Source organism: Chryseobacterium sp. ON_d1 (genome assembly GCF_006829085.1).
Lineage (GTDB): Bacteria > Bacteroidota > Bacteroidia > Flavobacteriales > Weeksellaceae > Chryseobacterium.
Window position 1 is genome coordinate 40,488 of the sequence record NZ_BJTC01000013.1, and the last position, 18,822, is coordinate 59,309.

An 18,822-nucleotide genomic window follows, 5' to 3' on the forward strand; every position below is an offset into this window, starting at 1 on the left:
ATCATGATAAAAGAAAAAGAACAGAACATAAGTCATCAGGAGGCTGTCTGTATAAACGAAAGCATTCCTACACATCCATGGTATCACAACCTGAAGTATCTTGCAGCAGGGATTATTTTTGGGATTATTTTCGTAAAAGCAGAAGTGATCAGCTGGTTCAGAATACAGGAAATGTTCCGTCTGCAGTCTTTCCATATGTACGGAATCATTGGAAGTGCTGTATTGGTAGGAATGATCTCAGTATGGCTGATCAAAAAATTGAATATAAAAACAGTATATGGAGAACCTATCAGAATTGCCCCTAAAAAGTTTAATAAAGGCCAGATTTATGGCGGGCTGATCTTTGGTTTCGGCTGGGCTATTACCGGAGCATGTCCAGGACCACTGTTCGCCCAAATCGGAACAGGAGCTTTAGCAGTATCCGTTACTTTGTTGAGTGCTATTGCCGGAACATGGGTATATGGATATTTCAGAGATAAATTACCTCATTGAAAGAAGAAACTCCAGGTATTCAGAATAAAATAATAGTATCTATCTTAGATTAAAAGAGGATTTAAATTAACAAAAGGCTGCAGATCTTTATTCTGCAGTCTTTTTACTTTTCTACCAGCTGGAAAATTGTTAATTTGTAGGCCTAATAAACCTATATGCAAAGTAGACGAAACTTTATAAAAAAAACCGCAGCTGCTTCCCTTGTGCTGGCTGTAAATCCTTTGGACCTTATTGCAAAAGAGCTCCCGGAAAATACGAAAGCCGTAAACAAACCGATTGTTCTTTCTACCTGGAATTTTGGACTGAAAGCCAACGAAGAAGCATGGACGATACTTGGGAAAGGTGGAAAAGCTTTGGATGCGGTTGAAAAAGGAGTTCGCATCGTAGAATTGGACCCCAAAGAAAGAAGTGTGGGGTATGGCGGCCGGCCGGACAGAGATGGAAGAGTTACCCTGGATGCCTGTATCATGGATGAAAATTATAATATAGGCTCTGTTGCATGTCTTGAACATGTTAAAAATCCTATTTCCGTTGCCAGAGCGGTAATGGAAAAAACACCCCATGTGATGCTGGTAGGTGACGGGGCATTACAGTTTGCCCTTTCGCAGGGTTTTAAAAAAGAAAATCTCCTTACTCCGGAATCTGAAAAAGAATGGAAAGAATGGTTAAAAACCAGTCAGTATAAACCTATTGCTAATATTGAAAACCATGATACTATAGGAATGATCGCTTTGGATGCACAGGGAAACCTTTCCGGAGCCTGTACAACCAGTGGAATGGCTTTTAAAATGCATGGCAGAGTAGGAGATTCTCCGATTATCGGAGCGGGTTTGTTTGTAGACAATGAAGTGGGAGCAGCAACCGCAACCGGTCATGGGGAAGAAGTCATAAGGACGGTAGGAACCCATCTTGTGGTTGAGCTGATGAGACAAGGCAGAAATCCACAGGAAGCCTGTAAAGAAGCAGTAGACAGAATCGTAAAAATCAATCAGAGAAGAAACAAAAATCTGAAAGATATTCAGGTGGGCTTTATTGCCATCAATAAACAGGGAGAATATGGTTCTTACTGTATTCAGGATGGATTCAATTTTGCGGTGTATGATCAGAAAGGCAACCGTCTTGAAAAACCTGAATTTGCTTTGAAATAAATTCATTAGGAATGAGCTTTAGCCCATTTAAACCAATAAAAATACCCATTGGCTTTAGCCAAAACATAAAATAAATATGAAAAGAACGATTATCGCTTCTCTACTTCTGATCATGTCATGCAAAGAAGAAAAGAAGGAGGTTAAAACAGATGCCAGACCCCAGCAAACAGAAGAGAAAGTAGTTTTAAATAATGAAGCCAATGAAGCGGAAGATGCTAAGAAATGGTTGGAAAAGAGTATTGTAGATTACTTTAAAGCTGATATCGGAAGTGAAGAAAAGAATATGCAGCAGATCACTACAAAAGACTATTTTGAGTATAAAACGGATGCCATGAATGTAGATCTCGATGTTGAGGGTAGTCTCACTGATAAAGAATTTCAGGATAAATGGAAATCCAAATTTGATATAAGTAAAGCAGGTGTTGGAGCAGGCTTCCTGATTACAGCACAGGATTGGGATAAAATTGAAGTTGAAAGCTGTGATTTAAAACGCTCCTCAAAAGATGAATATCTCTTCAATGTGGTACTGACGGATAAGAATTTTAAGGCAGAATACCCGTCAGTAATAAAAGTAGTAAAAGAAAACGGTTCCTTTCTGATTGCAGATGTATGGCAGGACGAACCGAAATAAAATTAAACCTATACAATAATGTCAAAAATAGAAATAGCGTGTTTTAATCCTGAATCAGCAATGATTGCTTTTGAGAACGGAGCAGACAGAATAGAATTTTGTGACGGACTCAGTGAAGGGGGAACCACTCCGGATTTCGAAACCATGAAAAAGCTTCGTGAAAGAATTACTATCCCGATTTTTGTGATGATCCGTCCCAGAGGAGGAGACTTTACTTATTCTGATTCAGAGTTTGAACAGATGAAAAATGATTTGGTTCATTTGAAATCTTTACAGGCAGACGGTTTTGTATTCGGTATTCTGGATGAAAATGATGAGGTGAATATTGAACAGAATAAAGCTTTAGTAGAATTAGCGGCACCGCTTCCATGTACTTTCCACCGTGCTTTTGACCGTGCTGCAAACCTGGAAGAGTCGTTAGAAAAAGTAATTGAATGTGGTTTTACAACCATTCTTACCTCCGGCCAGAAACCCAATGTGGGAGAAGGAAAAGAGAATCTCAAAAAACTGGTTGAGCTTTCCAACGGAAGAATAGAAATCCTTGTAGGAGGAGGACTTCGTTCGTCTAATATTGAAGAAATAAGAGCGATTACCAAAGCAGGTTATTTCCATTCTTCAGCGATTACTGATGGCGGTGCTTTTGCGAACCCGGCTGAAGTGGTTGCGTTGAAGAGTAAGTAATGCGGGTTATATACACTTATTTTGTCATTCCAGACGCAGCAGGAATCTAAATTCTTATGGTAGAGATTCCTTCGTACCTCGGAATGACAAAATCACTGGTATGGTAACAATACAAAACAAATTTATTGATGAATAGAACGATTCTTTTTGCTTTCCTTTTTATGCAGAATATCCTTTCAGCACAGTTTTTACAAAGAAATTTATCTTCTGAAGACTGGCAGTTCAAAAATGCAAAAGATCAAAACTGGCTTCCTGCGAAAGTTCCGGGAACAGTTCACCTGGATTTGATGGATAATAAGATTATTCCGGATCCTTATAAAGATGAAAACGAAAAGAAAGTACAGTGGATAGAAAATGAAAACTGGGATTATCAGACCGTATTTACTGTTTCTTCCCAGGAATTAAAACATGATAATATTGATCTGGTTTTTAATGGACTGGATACCTTTTCTGAAATCTATCTTAACGGTAACCTGTTAAAGAAAACAGACAATATGTTCAGGAAATGGAGTATTCCGGTGAAAGAGTATCTGAAATCAGATAAGAATATATTACAGGTCAGGTTTACATCTGCGGTAAATGCCGGAAAAGAACTGGCAAAGCAAGTTCCTTTTACCATGCCCGAATCACCAAGAAGTTTTGTAAGAAAAGCACAATATCAGTTTGGCTGGGATTGGGGACCAAGATTGGTTACGGCAGGAATCTGGAAGGATGTTCAGTTGGAATTCTGGAATAATGCTAAAATTATCACTGTTAAGGATATTCAGAACAGATCGGCTAAAACTGCTGATCATTTACATTTTGACGTAGAGATTTATGCTCAAAATGCTGGTGACTATACATTGGATCTTAATTCCATTCATCAGAAAATAACATTAAAAAAAGGAATCAATACAATTACAATTCCTTATGATACGAGTGGGATGAGGCTTTGGCAGCCTAATGGACGCGGTGATGCCAATCTTTATGATTTTGAAGTGAAGCTTTCAAAAGGTCAGAAAAATATTGATCGTAAAAATGTAAGAATAGGATTAAGAACTGTAGAATTAGTACAGGAAAAAGACGAAAAAGGAAAATCTTTCTATTTTAAAGTGAACGGACAGCCGTTGTATATCAAAGGAACGAACTGGATTCCGGGAGACAGTTTTTCACCCAGAATGACCAAAGAAAAATACCGGAAACTGATCAAAGATACCAAAGACGCGAATATGAATATGATCCGTGTCTGGGGAGGAGGTATTTATGAAGACGATGAATTTTACAAAGCCTGTGATGAAAATGGTATCCTGGTCTGGCAGGATTTTATGTTTGCAGGAAGTTTTTATCCGGCAGATGAAGCATTTTTAAACAATGTAAAGGAAGAAGTAAAAGATCAGGTCACCAGACTGCAAAATCACCCATCCATTGCTTTGTGGTGTGGAAATAACGAAATTGATGAAGCGATTGTCAATTGGGGATATCAGAAGCAGTTCAACTATTCAAAAAATGACTCTCTTCAGGTTTGGAAAGACTATAAAAAGTTGTTTCACGAAGTCATTCCCAAGGCACTGGCAGAAAACCTGAAGTCAGATAAGAATATATATTGGCCAAGTTCGCCATCTATCGGTTGGGGACATAAGGAAAGCCTTGCCGAAGGAGATTCTCACTATTGGGGCGTTTGGTGGGGAGAGCAGCCATTTGAAATTTATAACGAAAAAGTAGGACGTTTTATGTCTGAATATGGTTTTCAGGGGACTCCTACTATACAGACAACAAAAACAATGTTTTCAGGTACTCCGGATTTAAATCTGCAAAATTCAACCATCAAAGCACATGAAAAACACGCCAGAGGTTGGGATATCATTAATGAATATCTGAAACGAGATTATAAAATTCCAACAGATTTTGTACAGTATAATTATGTATCACAATTGCTGCAGGCAAGAGGAATGCAGATTGCCATTGAAGCTCACCGCCGTGCAAAACCTTACAATATGGGAACGTTATACTGGCAGCTCAACGACTGTTGGCCGGTTGTTTCATGGTCTTCCATTGATTATTCAGGAAACTGGAAAGCTTTCCATTATCAGGCAAAAAGAAGTTTTGAGCCAGTGTTGGTATCAGTAGCTGAAACAGAAAAAAATTATGACATCTATCTTATAAGTGATCTGCTGAAACAACTGAAAACAGATATACAATTTGAACTGATGGATTTCACAGGTAGAATACTTTGGAAAGCCAGTCAGTCAGGTCTTGTCAATGCTGATGTAAGTGAAAAAATTCGTAGCATCAGTAAGACAGAATGGGCTCAGTTTGATTTATCTAAAGCTGTTTTAAAGATCAGCTCTGAAAAAGATACAAAATTTGAAAAGCTGTTCTTTTTTAACAAACCTAAAGATATAAAACTTTCAAAGCCCGAGATCAAAATCAGAAAAATATCACCTGCTGAAATTGAAATTTCAACAGATGTCCTGGCAAAAGATATTTATCTGATAGGTGATGCTCATTTTAGTGATAATTTTTTTGACCTGCTTTCCGGAACTTCAAAAAGGATTACCCTTTCAAAGCCTTTGGAAAATGTTGAGGTAATGAGCCTTTGGGATGTGATGAAGAATTAAAATCTATATTGAAAAATTATTTCAAGCAGTTAAACCCATGTCAAGGTTCAAAACCTTGACACGGGTTATTAATTTCCGGCAGGTAGATCTCCAAACCTATAAGGTTTAAAGCAGCAAAGGTTCATTAGAAATTCTACTCAAAAAAATATAAATTTTACCTTTCCAACTCAAAAATCAGCCGTAAATTTGCCTCATATTTTATTACAGTTATGGTAAATTTTGTTCTGATTGCAGTGTGCATCATTGCAGGAATGGTATTCAAAGCAACAAAATCTATCCACCCCGATGCTCACAAGGGTATCAATACCTGGATTCTTTATCTTGCTCTTCCGGCAGTGTCGTTTAAATACCTGCCAAAAGTAAAATGGACAACAGAGATGCTGTTTCCAATTGCAGCCACATTTTTAATTGCAGTGTTCTGCTTTTTCTTTATGATGTTTTACAGTAAGAGCAGGGGGTATTCAAGGCGCTCCAGAAGCACTTTAGAATTGGCAAGCGGTTACAGCAATACATCATTTATAGGATTTCCGTTGATCAGTGCCTTTTATGGAGAAGGGCTTCTGAGTATTGCGATTATCTGTGACCAGACGATGTTCTTTGCCCTTTCTACATTGGGAATTATTGCAGCAGTAAAAGGAGGAAGTAAATCAGGAAAGGTAAGTGCTGTTTTTATTTTAAAGAGACTCATTACATTCCCACCGCTAATTGGCTGCATTTCTGCTTTGGTTCTGTCTCAATTTATTGATTTTACTTTTGCAGAACCGTTCTTTGATAAACTGGCAGCTACAGTAAGTCCATTAGCTTTGTTTTCAGTCGGGTTGCAGTTGAAATTCAACGGATGGAAAAAACTGGTCCCGCAGATGTCCATGTCTATGCTTTACAAGCTTATTGTGGCCCCTGCTATTGTTTTAGGAATGGCTTTATTACTGGGAATAAAAGGGAATGTGGCAAAAATTACCGTATTTGAAGCTGCCATGCCGACACTTGTAACCTCAAGCATTATCGCAGAACAGTTCAGGCTGAATACCAAACTCACCAACCTGATTATTGGATTCAGTATTATTGTAGGTTTTTTTACTTCTGCATTCTGGTATCAGATCACGGAGCTGCTTTTTTAGTCATTCATGAATCCTTTCTTCGATCCTTTCTGAATTTGTGTTGTTCTTTTATCAGCACACTTTGTCATTCCGTAGGAATACATTTGCTGAGTAAAACGCCCTTGCGAACGAATTGAAAACTATTCATAGTATCTTTGTGAGCATTGCGTTATAATATAAGTTTTGGCTAAAGCCAATTGAAATTTTAATTTTTATCAAACGGACTAAAGTCCGTTCCTATTGAATTATTATTGATTTTTTTTCGCAAATTTCTGTGGAATGACAGAATGATACCTGAGAATGAGGGTTTAAATGTCTATTAAACGAAGACGAAAGAATCTCCACAAACTTGCAGTTCTCTCAGGAAAAATCTAATTTTACATTTTAAATATTTCCCTTGCAGTACGCTCAAATTGTTTTACCACTGAATTTAAAAGGATCTTTTACCTACAAGGTTCCTGAAGAACTGATATCTGAAATCCAGCCTGGAATGCGTGTTCTGGTACCGTTTGGCGGGAAGAAAATCTATACGGGAATTGTATTTGAACTTCACGATAATGCACCGGAAAACTTTGTTGCGAAGGAGATGATCAGTATGCTGGACGATAAGCCAATTCTTCCTCAGGAGCAGATTGATTTCTGGAACTGGCTTTCAGAATACTATTTGTGCAATCTCGGAGAAATTTACAGGTTTTCATTTCCCTCTTCATTAAAGCTCGAAAGTGAAACGTATTTAAAATTGAAACCGGGAGCGGTCATTGATTTTGAAAATCTGGATGTCAATGAAATGTACCTGGTCCAGGCACTCGAAGTCCGACAGCTGATCAATCTGACAGATATTGAAGCTTTCATTCCTAAAAAGGATATCATCAGAACGATCAATTCACTTATTGATCTTCAGTATATTGAAATTGATGAGAAAATTGCTGAAAAATATAAAGCGAAAGAAGTTGCTTATGTAAGAATTAATGATGAGGTTCTGGTCAATCAGAATCTTACAGAAATCCTTTTAAAACTGAACAGAGCACAGAAGCAGAAAGATCTTTTTCTGCTTATTCTGGAAAAGCAGACTGAAAAGCCGGATGTTCCAATAAAAAAATCTGAACTCTTTGAAGACGGGTATTTTGGAAGTTCTCACTTTAAACCTTTAGCAGATAAAGGCCTGGTGGAGGAGTACTATATGCAGAAAGACAGAATTGAGAGTTATGAAGGGGAAATAGAAGAGCTTGAAGAACTTTCAGAACAGCAGAAAACAGCCAAATCTGAGATCGATGAAGCTTTCGAGGAAGGAAAGAATGTCCTGCTTCACGGTATTACTTCATCAGGAAAAACTCATATTTATTTAGAGAAAATTGAAGAATGTATCCGTGACGGAAAAAATGTTCTGTTTTTGCTTCCTGAAATTTCTCTGACCAAACAGATTACCCAGAGATTAGAGAAAAAGTATGGTAAACAGCTCGGTTTCTATCATCAGAAACTTACTGATTTTGAAAGAGTGGAAGTTTGGAGAAGAATCAGGCAGAATGATATCCGTATTTTGGTAGGAACCCGTAATGCTTTGTTTTTACCTTATCAGAATCTTGGACTTATTGTCGTAGATGAAGAACATGATTCGGCATACAGGCCAAGGGAAGTGTCTCCTTATTTTAATGCTAAAGACGCCTCTCTGGTGTTAGGCAGACTGTGTAAAGCGGGAGTTATTCTGGGATCTGCCACCCCTTCTGTTGAAAGCTACTACAGTGCCAGAAAAGATAAAATGAAATATGTTTTCCTGAATGAAAGATTCGGGAACGTGAATCTGCCGGAATATGAACTGATCAATTTCAAGGAAGCTCAGGAATCTAAAAAGGTTTCAGGAAATTTCTCTCTGAAGCTTATTGATGAGATTAAAAAAACAGTAGATGAAAAAAAACAGGCCATTGTTCTGCACAACCGGCGTGGTTATTCCAATGTAATAGAATGTGAGAGCTGTGGCTATGTAAATTACTGTTCCAACTGTGATGTGGTCATGACCTATCACAAAGCGGCTAATGAAATGAAGTGCCACTATTGTGGGCAAAGAGCTTCAAAACCCAAAAGCTGCCCGAAGTGCAATTCTGAAAAGCTGAATGAAAGGGGAGTTGGAGTAGAGCAGATTCATGAGGAAGTTTCCAAGCTGTTCCCTGAGAATGAGGTTGACAGAATGGATGTAGATTCTATGCGTAAGAAATTTGCCTACGAAAAGCTGTATGAAAAGATTGAAGAGGGAGAAACGGACATCATCGTAGGAACTCAGATGATTTCCAAAGGACTGGATTTTGATCATATTGAACTTGTTGCAATTCCCAAAGCGGACTCCCTGTTGTATGTTCAGGATTTCAGGGCAGAGGAAAGAGCTTATCAGCTGATCACACAGGTTTCGGGAAGAGCCGGAAGAGTTTCCGGTAGAGGGAAAATCTTTATTCAGACCTTTAACCCTGATCATTCTGTATTTCAGCTGATCAAAATGAATAACCCTGCGAAGATCTATAAATATATACTTACAGAGCGTCAGAAATTCCACTATCCGCCATTTACCAAACTGATTATGATTGAAATGAAACACAGAAGAGAGGATAAAGCAGACCGTGCTTCTCAGTTTCTGGGTTCTATTCTTAGAAAATATCTTCCGGAAGATTGTGTTTTAGGTCCTGAAAGAGCTCAGATTGCAAAGCTGAATAATTTGTATCAGTTCCAGATTATGCTTAAGCTTCCCAGAGGGAAAAACTATGAGAGATTCAAAAGTATGGTTTTGATAAGTTTGAAAGAATTTGATGAAATCACTGCATATCAAAGCATTAAAAAAGATGTTTTTGTAGATTTTTAACAATTTTTAACAAACTTTACACTCTTTTATAAGACACTGGTGGTCCGTTATATAACAATAATTTCTACTTTTGGACGTTGATTAAGTGTTTGGCTTTTTTATTGAATGATTTAACCTGTCATTTTTTATAGAGTCAAAACCTATAGAACAAAAAGAAGATAGATGGTAAATTTCAGAAAATATATTTCAAGTGCGGCGGTGTTGGCTTCTGGTCTTTTCCTGGCTCAATCTACCGTTTCTACCGTTCTTTATTCTCAGAATTATGACAACCAGAAAAGCAGCTTAAATCTGCCTTCACCCGTTAGTTCGGTAGTGGAGAAGACTGTTTTGTCAGCAAAAGAACTTGTAGACATTAACGTAAACACAATGATGGCGGATCCTGTGCTGAAAAATGCAACTTGGGGATTCGTTGTGTACGATCCGAAAACGAAGAAAATTATCTCTTCGTATAATGAAAATACTCCTTTAGTACCTGCTTCTACTACCAAATTACTGACAACGGAAACAGCTTTAAACCTGTTAGGTGAAAACTACCGTTGGATGACTCAGCTGGAATATTCAGGCACTATAGATGAAAACGGAGTTTTAAATGGAAATCTTTATGTCATAGGCAGTGGTGACCCTTCTTTAGGAACAAACAAAGCGGGTGCATCCTCTTACAGAGACATTATTTCCGATTTCGTAGCAGGAGTTTCAAGAGAGGGAATCAAAAAGGTAAATGGTGATATTATCATTCAGACAGCGCTTTTCAAAGGCAATATTTCAATGCTTCCGGAAAATGTTGTATGGCTTGAGAACAATAATTATTATCTGCCTGCAGGAACAACTCAGGGAATTAATCCGGCGAACGAAAAACTGATCGTTAAAAAAGGAGGTTTCTCTGCAGAAAAGAAATTTTTCTATGTTTCCCCTTACGCTCATCAGATGGTATATGCAGAAAAGTATGACGGAAACGGTGTGCTGACAACCAAACTTCCTGACGCTCCTGCTTATCTTGCCAATTCTTTCAGAACAACACTGGTAAAAAGCGGAATTCCTGTTACCGGAAAAGTAACTCCAAAAATGACAGATGCAGCACCGGAAAACAGAAAAATGCTTTCAGCTTATAAGTCCCCTACATTAAACGATATTATTTATTACACCAATCAGCACAGTGATAATTCATTAGCCGAGGCCCTGTTGAGAACAGTAGGATATCAGAAAATGGGTGATCAGACTTCGGAATCAGGAAGAATTGTTGTGACAAACCACTTAAGAGAGGCAGGTTTTGATATGAATGGTCTTAGTTATATTGATGGAAGCGGACTTTCAAGAAGCAATAATGTAACGCCAATTTCCCAGGTAAAATTTCTGACGTCTCTGATGGATCAGAAATATTATAGTGCTTATCTGACATCTTTACCAGTCGGCGGACAATCAGGAACCTTGAAAAGAATGTTTAATTTGGGAGGTAACGGACAGGTTTTTGCAAAAACCGGAACGTTGAATAAAGTAAAAACACTGGCTGGATATCTTAAGACAAATTCCGGAAGAACTCTGGTTTTCTCTTTAATGGTAAACAATTATGCCGGGTCAGTAGATATGGTGAAGAAAAGAATGGAAAAAATTCTTGAACCCGCATTAGATCTTTAAAAATATTTTATTTTATATATTATAACAGCCTTTTAATCATTGATTAAAAGGTTTTTTTTATATTTGATTAAATATTTCTAAGCATGACAAAATTGTACCTTTTGGTGTTGGGATTTTTATTTTCTCAGCAGTTCTATAGCCAGAAGCATGAGCAAAATACTGATATGAAAGGATTGATCGAAAAAGAGAAAAAATCTTTCACTCAGAAAATGAATATCGGGAACACCAATCCCAATACTCTGAATTACGATTTACAATACCAGAGAATGGATGTCAGCCTGGATCCTGCAGTGTATAATATTTCCGGTTCGGTAACTTCACATTTCAAACCTACGCAGAGTATGGGAAGTATTTATTTTGATCTTTCCAATTCATTAACGGTTTCTCAGGTGAAATACCATGGCACCAATATCACAAGTTTTCAACAGCTTCCTTCACAAGAACTGAAGATTGATTTTCCAGCGTCTATTCCTGCCAATACACTGGATTCCCTTACTATTTATTATGCAGGAGCTCCTTCTACAGGTAATGATGCTTTCAAAACAGCTTTTCAGAGCGGAACTCCTGTGCTTTCTACTTTAAATGAGCCTTACGGTGCGCAGGATTGGTTTCCTACCAAGCAGAGTTTGAATGATAAAATTGAAAGATTTGATTTTAAAATTACCACTCCATCCAATTACAGTGTAGCAGCCAATGGAAAGCTGATGTCTGAAACTTTTCCCACGGGAAATACCAAACTTACTTTCTGGAGAACAATGTATCCTACACCGGCCTACCTGATCGCCCTTTCGATCACCAATTTTGTGAAACTTACTGATACTATTGGAAATCCTCCTTTCCCTTTTATCAATTATATTTATCCGTCCACGAACTCAAATGCTACCAGTGTAGCCAATATTAACTGGACAAAGCAGGTGATGAATGCTTTTGAAACCTATTTTGGAACTTATCCTTTCCGTAATGAAAAGTATGGGCATATGGAATTTATGTATGGGGGAGGAATGGAGCATCAGACCATGTCTTCCATGGGAGGCTGGAGCAAGCAGCTTATTGCCCACGAGCTTACCCATCAGTGGTTTGGTGACAAAGTAACCTGTGGTGCATGGAATGATATCTGGCTGAATGAAGGCTTTGCAACATTTGGAGAACATGTTGCCAATGAAAAACTATTGATGAGCAATACAGAATTTCTAAATTACTTACAGGGGCAGTCCAATTATATAACATCAAGCACAACCGGAAGCGTTTATGTAACGGATAATGGGCTTTCCAGCATCAACAGAATATTTGACAGCAGATTGTCCTATTCAAAAGGAGGTTATGTGTTGAGAATGCTGAAATGGATTTTGGGAGATGCAACTTTTTATCAGGCACTCAAGGATTATCATGCCAGACCGAATCTTGCTTATAGCTATGCACGTACAGCAGATTTCAATACTTCTTTACAGCAGTCAACGGGAACAGACTTTACAGAGTTTTTCAATGACTGGATATATGGAGAGGGATATCCTACTTATACTATAAAATGGATGCAGAGCGGTAATCAGGCTTTATTTAAAGTTTCACAGACACAAAGCAGTCCTACAGTAAGCTTTTTCGAAATGCCTTTACCGGTTAAAGTGACAGGAACTTCAGGGCAGACAGCTTATCTGGTTCTTAATAATACCTCCAATAATCAATACTTTCTTCAATCGGTAACATTCCCGATCGCCAGTGTTCAGTTTAATTACGAATACCAGATTATTGAAAAAAACTCAACCGTCACTCAGGATAATACGCTAAGTGTTTCATCGGTTGAGAAGGAAAGCTTTGGTTTATATCCGAATCCTGCAAAAAATGAAATTTATCTGAAAGGAATTAACAGAACTGTAGATTTCACAATCCATGCTATAGACGGTAAACTGGTAGGAAAAGGAACGTATCAGCCAGGTAAATCGATTGGAATTGCAGAATTGGTTCCGGGAGCCTATTTCATTACGGTTGATGAAAAGAACATTAAATTTATCAAACATTAAATAACATACGATAAAGTATACACTATTATTTTTGATCAAATTATGATATAATAAAAGAAGCTTTCAGATTTGAAAGCTTCTTTGTTTTCTGGCAGCTCTGGCACCTCTCTGTCTGGCCAGCCTGACTTTATAGGAAAACCACCTTTCTTTGAATATTTTACGCATCAGATTGTCAAAATGTCTGGTGATCACAAGATTTTTAAAACCACGCCATTTTTCGAGAGAACTTGAAGGAAGTGCTCTCACTGATATTGAATATCCTTCTGTATCATATTGAATATAATGCCACCATCCGGAAGGAATATAAAGCGTTTCACCGGGATGAATAATAGCTTCATAGCCATTTAAGTAGAGCAGAGCCGGATACTTTCTGTAATCTGGATTTTTAATTTGAGCCAGACTATGGAAATTGTAGGGCAGTTTATACATGAAATCAGACTGCTCCCAAGGAAAGAGCCAAATTCTTTTGACTCCCTTGAATTGTGTGATAAAAACGTGCGACATGTCAATGTCAATATGATTTCTGGTTACAGAGCCCTCTCCTCCGAAAAACATAAAAGGAAGCCATTTCAGTATTTTACCATTTGTCACATCATTGTAGATAATATCGTTTTTAAGCTCAGGCTTTATTTTTAACAGATTAAATAAAAAAAGTCTGTGTTCGGTTGGAGCTGACTGGATCAGGTCAAGATACTCTGAAAATGTAGATTGTGCTATAGGATCACTTGCCACTCTGTCCAGGGAATCCAACTCGCTGCCATAAATATTGACCATATGATCACCGGCAATTTTTTTAAAATAGCTGTAATTCCATTTTTTAAAGGCTGGGCTTTCCGGATGTACAAAATCTTCAATAATAATTGGAATTCTCGGCTTCATGTGGTTATTAATAAAGGTCTCTGAACTTATTTTCTTTATTTTTTGTACCGGCTTTAATCTCATATATTCAAATTTTAAGCAAATATAAATATTATCCTACTAAATTAGTAGACTAATAATGTTAAAACTGAAAGTCAAATTGTTTTTTTAGAATTAAACGCATAAAAGGTTTTATTTTACTGCCTTTTTAGTAAATTAGCACATCTAAAAAATTACTAAAATGATCTCTGAAAAATACCTTCAACATTTACAGAATGAACTTCAGAATATTGAGAATGACGGACTTTACAAAAGGGAAAGAATCATCACTTCTCAACAAAGTGCAGAAATAGAGGCTAACGGAAAAAAGCTGTTAAACTTCTGTGCGAATAATTATCTGGGATTATCCAATCATCCGGAAGTGATGAAAGCTTCTCAGGATATGATTCAGTCTCATGGATATGGAATGTCATCTGTACGTTTTATTTGTGGAACACAGGATATTCACAAAGAACTGGAGAAGAAAATAGCAGATTTCTTGGGTCTCGAAGATACAATCCTTTATGCGGCAGCATTTGATGCCAACGGAGGTGTTTTTGAACCTTTATTTACAGAAGAGGATGCTATTATTTCAGATGAATTGAATCATGCATCAATCATTGATGGTGTTCGTCTTTGTAAGGCTGCGAGATACAGATATAAAAACAATAACATGGAGGATCTGGAAGCTCAGCTAATAGCTGCTTCTGAAAAGAACCACCGTTTTAAAATCATCGTAACAGATGGAGTATTCTCAATGGACGGAATTGTTGCAGATCTGAAAGGAGTTTGTGACCTTGCCGATAAATATGATGCATTGGTCATGGTAGATGATTCTCATGCAACAGGTTTCATTGGAAAAACCGGCCGCGGAACTCATGAAGCCAATGAAGTAATGGGTAGAGTAGATATCATCACTTCTACCTTAGGAAAAGCTCTGGGAGGAGCTTTGGGCGGATTTACATCTGGTAAGAAAGAGATCATCGATATGCTGAGACAACGCTCAAGACCATATTTGTTCTCAAACTCTTTAGCACCTGGAATCGTAGGAGCTGCTTTGAAAGTATTAGATATGATTACTGATGATACTTCCCTTCGCGATAAAGTAATGGAAAATGCAGAGTACTTCAGAACAGAAATGAAAGCAAAAGGCTTTGATATTCCTGAAGGAGATGCTGCTATTGTTCCGGTAATGCTTTATGATGCACCGCTTTCTCAGAAAATGGCTGAAAAGCTTATGGATGAGGGAATCTATGTGATCGGTTTCTTCTATCCTGTGGTACCGAAAGGAAAAGCGAGAATCAGAGTACAACTGTCTGCTGCCCATACCAAAGAACACCTGGATAAAGCGATTGCTGCTTTTGAAAAAGTGGGAAGAGAATTAGGAGTCATCTCTTAATCATTGAATGGGTCACAACAATGAAAATATAGTGTTCGGCTCGGGGCAGCTTTGCTGCCCGAGCCGAACTGTTTTTTTATATAAATCCGTTTTTGATTGGATTTTCCTGATCAAAAGAAATTTATTTTTAACAATTATATAATAAGCTTATCTTTGCTGTTAATTTTTTCTGAATGCTTTATACAATAATCAAAGCGCTGCACATTATCTTCATGGTAAGCTATTTTGCGGGGATTTTTTATCTCGTAAGGATTTTCGTTTACTACAAAGACACTGATGAATTTCCTGAAGAAAAAAAGAAAATTCTGAGAGAGCAGTATACCTTTATGGCCAGAAGACTGTGGAATATTATCACTGTTCCTGCAGGGGTAATCATGGCGGTATGTGGGCTGGTTATGATCTTTTTAAATCCGGGACTGATGAAAATGGGGTGGTTTCATTTGAAACTTACCTTCCTTATCGGACTGGCGGTCTACCATTACTGGTGCTGGAAAAAAGTCCTTCAGCTAAAGCTATTATACGGAAATACCCTGCCTATTGCCAATATCAAATTGAGACAGGCAAATGAAATTGCAACCTTCATTCTGTTTCTGGTGGTATTTACAGTTATTCTAAAATCTATGGTGATCGAATACTGGTGGCAATTAATTACAGGATTTTTCGTTCTTGTATTGCTGATCATGATGACGGTAAAACTGGTTAATAAAAATAAAAAAAACAAATAATTGTGGAGTAGGACGTATATCTGAATACATCATCCTTTCTATATCTTACAAAAAACTATGATTGCAATTTTAAAGAAAGAACTTTGGAGTTACTTTGGAAACTGGAGTGCATGGGTGATCATTGCTGCTTTCAGTTTGATCGCAACCCTTTTCCTGTTCTTTTTCGACAACGATTCTAATATTTTTGAGATCGGAATGGCCTCACTGCAGAGCTATTTTGTACTGGTTCCATGGCTGTTGATGTTTATCATCCCGGCTCTTTCCATGAAAACATTTGCAGAAGAACAGCAGACCGGAACATTAAACTGGCTTTTTTCACAGCCTTTAAAGGTTTCAGAACTGGTCACTGGAAAATTCCTTTCCGTATGGATTGTCGGAATTTTATGCCTTATCCCTTCATTAATTTACCTCTATACAGTATATGTGCTGGGAGTTCCTGCAGGAAACATTGACCTTGGAATGACCTTCGGAAGCTATCTTGGGCTTATCATGTTAATTGCAGCTTTTTCAGCAGTGGGAATCTTAGCTTCTTCATTATCTCAGAACCAGATTATGGCTTATTTATTGGGCGTTTTCATGTGCTTTATCATGTATTTTGGAATCGAACAGCTGGCAAGTTATAAACTATTGGGAGGAGCAGATTTTATCCTTCAGAATATTGGCTTTTATCAGCATTTTTTAGGTTTCACAAGAGGTCTTATTGATTGTAAAGATGTAGCTTATTTTATCCTTATCATTGGAGCTTCATTAGTATTGTCCAATCATTTTATTAACAAAAAGAAGTAGAATCATGAAGAAGATCAATGCTAAATCCCCCCTTGGAATTTTCTTAATTGCAATTGTTCCTTTGGTTATTATCCTGACCTATTCGGGAATAAGGTTAGACTTAACGAAAGAAAAAAGATATACACTTTCTGATAACACCATCAAAGTGCTGGAGTCTGTAAAAAAGCCCCTGACTGTTGAAGTGTATCTAGAAGGAGATTTTCCGGCAAGTTTCAAGCAGCTTCAGAGTGAAACGAAATTCATGCTGGAAGAGTTCAGAAAAATTAATCCGAAGATTGATTTTAAATTCATCGATCCGATCAAAACAAAAATGTCCCAGGATACCCTGATGGCTATGGGAATGCAGCCGTCTATCCTTCCCGATGTAAAGGATGGAAAGATCTCGCAGATCACGCTTTTCCCTTATGCTGTGATCAAATATGGGAATGATGGAGTTTCTATACCGTTGGTAGTACAGCAGGCAGGAATTGATGCTGATCAGCAGCTGACAAAATCTATTGAAGGATTGGAATATAATCTTGTGTCCAATATCAAAAATATCGCGGCCACGAAGAAAAAGAAAATCGGAATTTTGGTAAACCATGATGAATTGGATGCTGATGAATTTCAGGGGTTTGTACAGCTGGCAATGGAAAATTATGATGTAGGACCAATTATTCCTGAAAACCAGACTGAGCTTTCACTGGCAGATGTTCCGTTACTGAAGCAGATGAGTGCCCTGGTGATCGCAAAACCCAGAAAAGCTTTTACAGATAATGAAAAAGTAATTCTTGACCAGTACATTATGAACGGTGGAAAGACACTTTGGATGATTGATGCAGTAAATGCTGAAATGGATACCTTAACGAGATCCAAAAAAGTAATGCCTTTCCCGGTTGATATCAATATGACCGACTTTTTTTTTAACTACGGCGTAAGGATTAATCCTGCTTTGGTAAAGGATGTTAAAAAGTTTGCATTATTAAGACTGGTGACAGGGGAAGTGGGTGGAAATCCTCAGTACACAAGCTTACCATGGCCTTATTATCCACTTGGAATTGCGGAAAATAGTAATCCCATCACCAAAAATATCAACCCTGTGAAATTTGAATTTCCGACCTCCATCGATACATTGGGAGGAAGAAAGAATATCAAAACAAAAGTTCTTTTCGAATCCAGTGAAAGAACTCTGCTGAAGCAGGTCCCAAATTATGTGGATCTGAAAGAAATCGCCAGTGTAGACAGTCTTGGCCAAATGGAAAAGCCAAGTACTCCGAAGATCTTTGCCGTAGCTTTGGAAGGAAAATTCAATTCTGCGTATGCATCGAGAATTGAAAGAAAAGCTTATCCCGGATTTAAAACCACAAGTCCTGAAAATAAAATGATCGTTATTGCTGACGGAGATGTAGGAAGAAATAAAGTAATTAAAGGAAAACCGCTTCCATTAGGAGTAGATCTTTTGACGAATGAACAGTTTGGAAACGAACAGTTCCTCAGAAATGCTTTGGATTATCTATTGGATGACAGCAATCTGATGGAGCTTAGAAACAGGAATATTGAAGAAAGACTTCTTGACAGGCAAAGAATTACTGAAGAAAAATCCACCTGGCAGTGGCTGAATTTACTGCTTCCACTGGTGATTATCGGGCTTATCGGAGGATTGTTCTTCTGGTTAAGGAAAAAGAAATTTGGATAAAAAAAATAAAACTGCCGGAAAAATCTTCCGGCAGTTTTTTGTTAATATTAAACCTTTTCTTATCGGAATTAATTCAGCTTAATGCTCCTGATGAATAGCTTAATCACCAGAAGGAGGAAGTGGGTCGGCAGAAATTTTTTGTAATCACCTTCCTCTGATCTTACCTTATTTCCTTTATACGTAGTTTTTCCTATAAGTATTT

Annotated in this window: 14 protein-coding genes; 13 read left to right on the top strand and 1 reads right to left on the bottom strand. The window is 37.7% G+C overall.

Annotated features, from left to right (window positions below; all coding sequences use genetic code 11):
- The first annotated feature begins 3 nt into the window (after positions 1-3).
- The 9 genes from CRS_RS19175 (at position 4) to CRS_RS19215 (ending at position 13,138) form a co-directional block, all read left to right on the top strand.
- Positions 4-492: a DUF6691 family protein gene (locus tag CRS_RS19175; protein WP_142725567.1), complete on the top strand. Its 489-nt coding sequence runs from the start codon at positions 4-6 to the stop codon at positions 490-492.
- A gap of 155 nt (positions 493-647) precedes the next feature.
- On the top strand, positions 648-1,640 hold the full coding sequence (locus CRS_RS19180) for an isoaspartyl peptidase/L-asparaginase family protein (protein WP_142725568.1): 993 nt from the start codon (positions 648-650) through the stop codon (positions 1,638-1,640).
- A 76-nt stretch (positions 1,641-1,716) separates the two neighbouring features.
- Positions 1,717-2,271, top strand: a complete 555-nt coding sequence (locus tag CRS_RS19185; RefSeq protein WP_142725569.1) for a hypothetical protein — start codon at positions 1,717-1,719, stop codon at positions 2,269-2,271.
- A gap of 18 nt (positions 2,272-2,289) precedes the next feature.
- A complete protein-coding gene (locus tag CRS_RS19190; RefSeq protein ID WP_142725570.1) occupies positions 2,290-2,952 on the top strand; it encodes a copper homeostasis protein CutC in 663 nt (220 codons plus the stop codon).
- Between the two features lie 128 nt (positions 2,953-3,080).
- Entirely contained in the window at positions 3,081-5,549 is a 2,469-nt protein-coding gene (locus CRS_RS19195; protein ID WP_142725571.1) for a glycoside hydrolase family 2 protein, read from the top strand.
- 209 nt (positions 5,550-5,758) lie between these two features.
- Positions 5,759-6,667, top strand: a complete 909-nt coding sequence (locus CRS_RS19200; RefSeq protein WP_142725572.1) for an AEC family transporter — start codon at positions 5,759-5,761, stop codon at positions 6,665-6,667.
- Positions 6,668-7,043: 376 nt separating this feature from the next.
- On the top strand, positions 7,044-9,491 hold the full coding sequence (priA, locus tag CRS_RS19205; protein ID WP_142725573.1) for a primosomal protein N': 2,448 nt from the start codon (positions 7,044-7,046) through the stop codon (positions 9,489-9,491).
- Between the two features lie 162 nt (positions 9,492-9,653).
- Positions 9,654-11,123 (top strand): D-alanyl-D-alanine carboxypeptidase/D-alanyl-D-alanine-endopeptidase, encoded by a 1,470-nt coding sequence (dacB, locus tag CRS_RS19210; RefSeq protein ID WP_142725574.1) that lies wholly within the window; start codon positions 9,654-9,656, stop codon positions 11,121-11,123.
- 83 nt (positions 11,124-11,206) lie between these two features.
- Positions 11,207-13,138, top strand: coding sequence for a M1 family aminopeptidase (locus CRS_RS19215; RefSeq protein WP_142725575.1), 1,932 nt, complete (start codon positions 11,207-11,209; stop codon positions 13,136-13,138).
- A 63-nt stretch (positions 13,139-13,201) separates the two neighbouring features.
- On the opposite strand, the gene CRS_RS19220 is transcribed toward CRS_RS19215, so the two are convergent.
- On the bottom strand, positions 13,202-14,080 hold the full coding sequence (locus tag CRS_RS19220) for a cupin-like domain-containing protein (RefSeq protein WP_142725576.1): 879 nt from the start codon (positions 14,078-14,080) through the stop codon (positions 13,202-13,204).
- Between the two features lie 157 nt (positions 14,081-14,237).
- On the opposite strand from CRS_RS19220, the gene kbl reads away from it, so the two are divergent.
- The 4 genes from kbl to gldG all read left to right on the top strand — a co-directional run bounded on the left by kbl (position 14,238) and on the right by gldG (position 18,620).
- Positions 14,238-15,434, top strand: coding sequence for a glycine C-acetyltransferase (gene kbl, locus CRS_RS19225; RefSeq protein ID WP_142725577.1), 1,197 nt, complete (start codon positions 14,238-14,240; stop codon positions 15,432-15,434).
- 173 nt (positions 15,435-15,607) lie between these two features.
- Positions 15,608-16,159, top strand: coding sequence for a CopD family protein (locus CRS_RS19230; RefSeq protein ID WP_142725578.1), 552 nt, complete (start codon positions 15,608-15,610; stop codon positions 16,157-16,159).
- 57 nt (positions 16,160-16,216) lie between these two features.
- Complete coding sequence (locus CRS_RS19235; RefSeq protein ID WP_142725579.1) at positions 16,217-16,945, top strand: ABC transporter permease; 729 nt, start codon at positions 16,217-16,219, stop codon at positions 16,943-16,945.
- 4 nt (positions 16,946-16,949) lie between these two features.
- Positions 16,950-18,620, top strand: a complete 1,671-nt coding sequence (gene gldG, locus CRS_RS19240) for a gliding motility-associated ABC transporter substrate-binding protein GldG (protein ID WP_142725580.1) — start codon at positions 16,950-16,952, stop codon at positions 18,618-18,620.
- Positions 18,621-18,822 lie beyond the last annotated feature (202 nt).

Coding starts and splice junctions, on each gene's coding strand:
- CRS_RS19175 (WP_142725567.1), top strand. CDS start 4: ATGATAAAAGAAAAAGAACAGAACATAAGTCATCAGGAGGCTGTCTGT.
- CRS_RS19180 (WP_142725568.1), top strand. CDS start 648: ATGCAAAGTAGACGAAACTTTATAAAAAAAACCGCAGCTGCTTCCCTT.
- CRS_RS19185 (WP_142725569.1), top strand. CDS start 1,717: ATGAAAAGAACGATTATCGCTTCTCTACTTCTGATCATGTCATGCAAA.
- CRS_RS19190 (WP_142725570.1), top strand. CDS start 2,290: ATGTCAAAAATAGAAATAGCGTGTTTTAATCCTGAATCAGCAATGATT.
- CRS_RS19195 (WP_142725571.1), top strand. CDS start 3,081: ATGAATAGAACGATTCTTTTTGCTTTCCTTTTTATGCAGAATATCCTT.
- CRS_RS19200 (WP_142725572.1), top strand. CDS start 5,759: ATGGTAAATTTTGTTCTGATTGCAGTGTGCATCATTGCAGGAATGGTA.
- dacB (WP_142725574.1), top strand. CDS start 9,654: ATGGTAAATTTCAGAAAATATATTTCAAGTGCGGCGGTGTTGGCTTCT.
- CRS_RS19215 (WP_142725575.1), top strand. CDS start 11,207: ATGACAAAATTGTACCTTTTGGTGTTGGGATTTTTATTTTCTCAGCAG.
- CRS_RS19220 (WP_142725576.1), bottom strand. CDS start 14,080: ATGAGATTAAAGCCGGTACAAAAAATAAAGAAAATAAGTTCAGAGACC.
- kbl (WP_142725577.1), top strand. CDS start 14,238: ATGATCTCTGAAAAATACCTTCAACATTTACAGAATGAACTTCAGAAT.
- CRS_RS19230 (WP_142725578.1), top strand. CDS start 15,608: ATGCTTTATACAATAATCAAAGCGCTGCACATTATCTTCATGGTAAGC.
- CRS_RS19235 (WP_142725579.1), top strand. CDS start 16,217: ATGATTGCAATTTTAAAGAAAGAACTTTGGAGTTACTTTGGAAACTGG.
- gldG (WP_142725580.1), top strand. CDS start 16,950: ATGAAGAAGATCAATGCTAAATCCCCCCTTGGAATTTTCTTAATTGCA.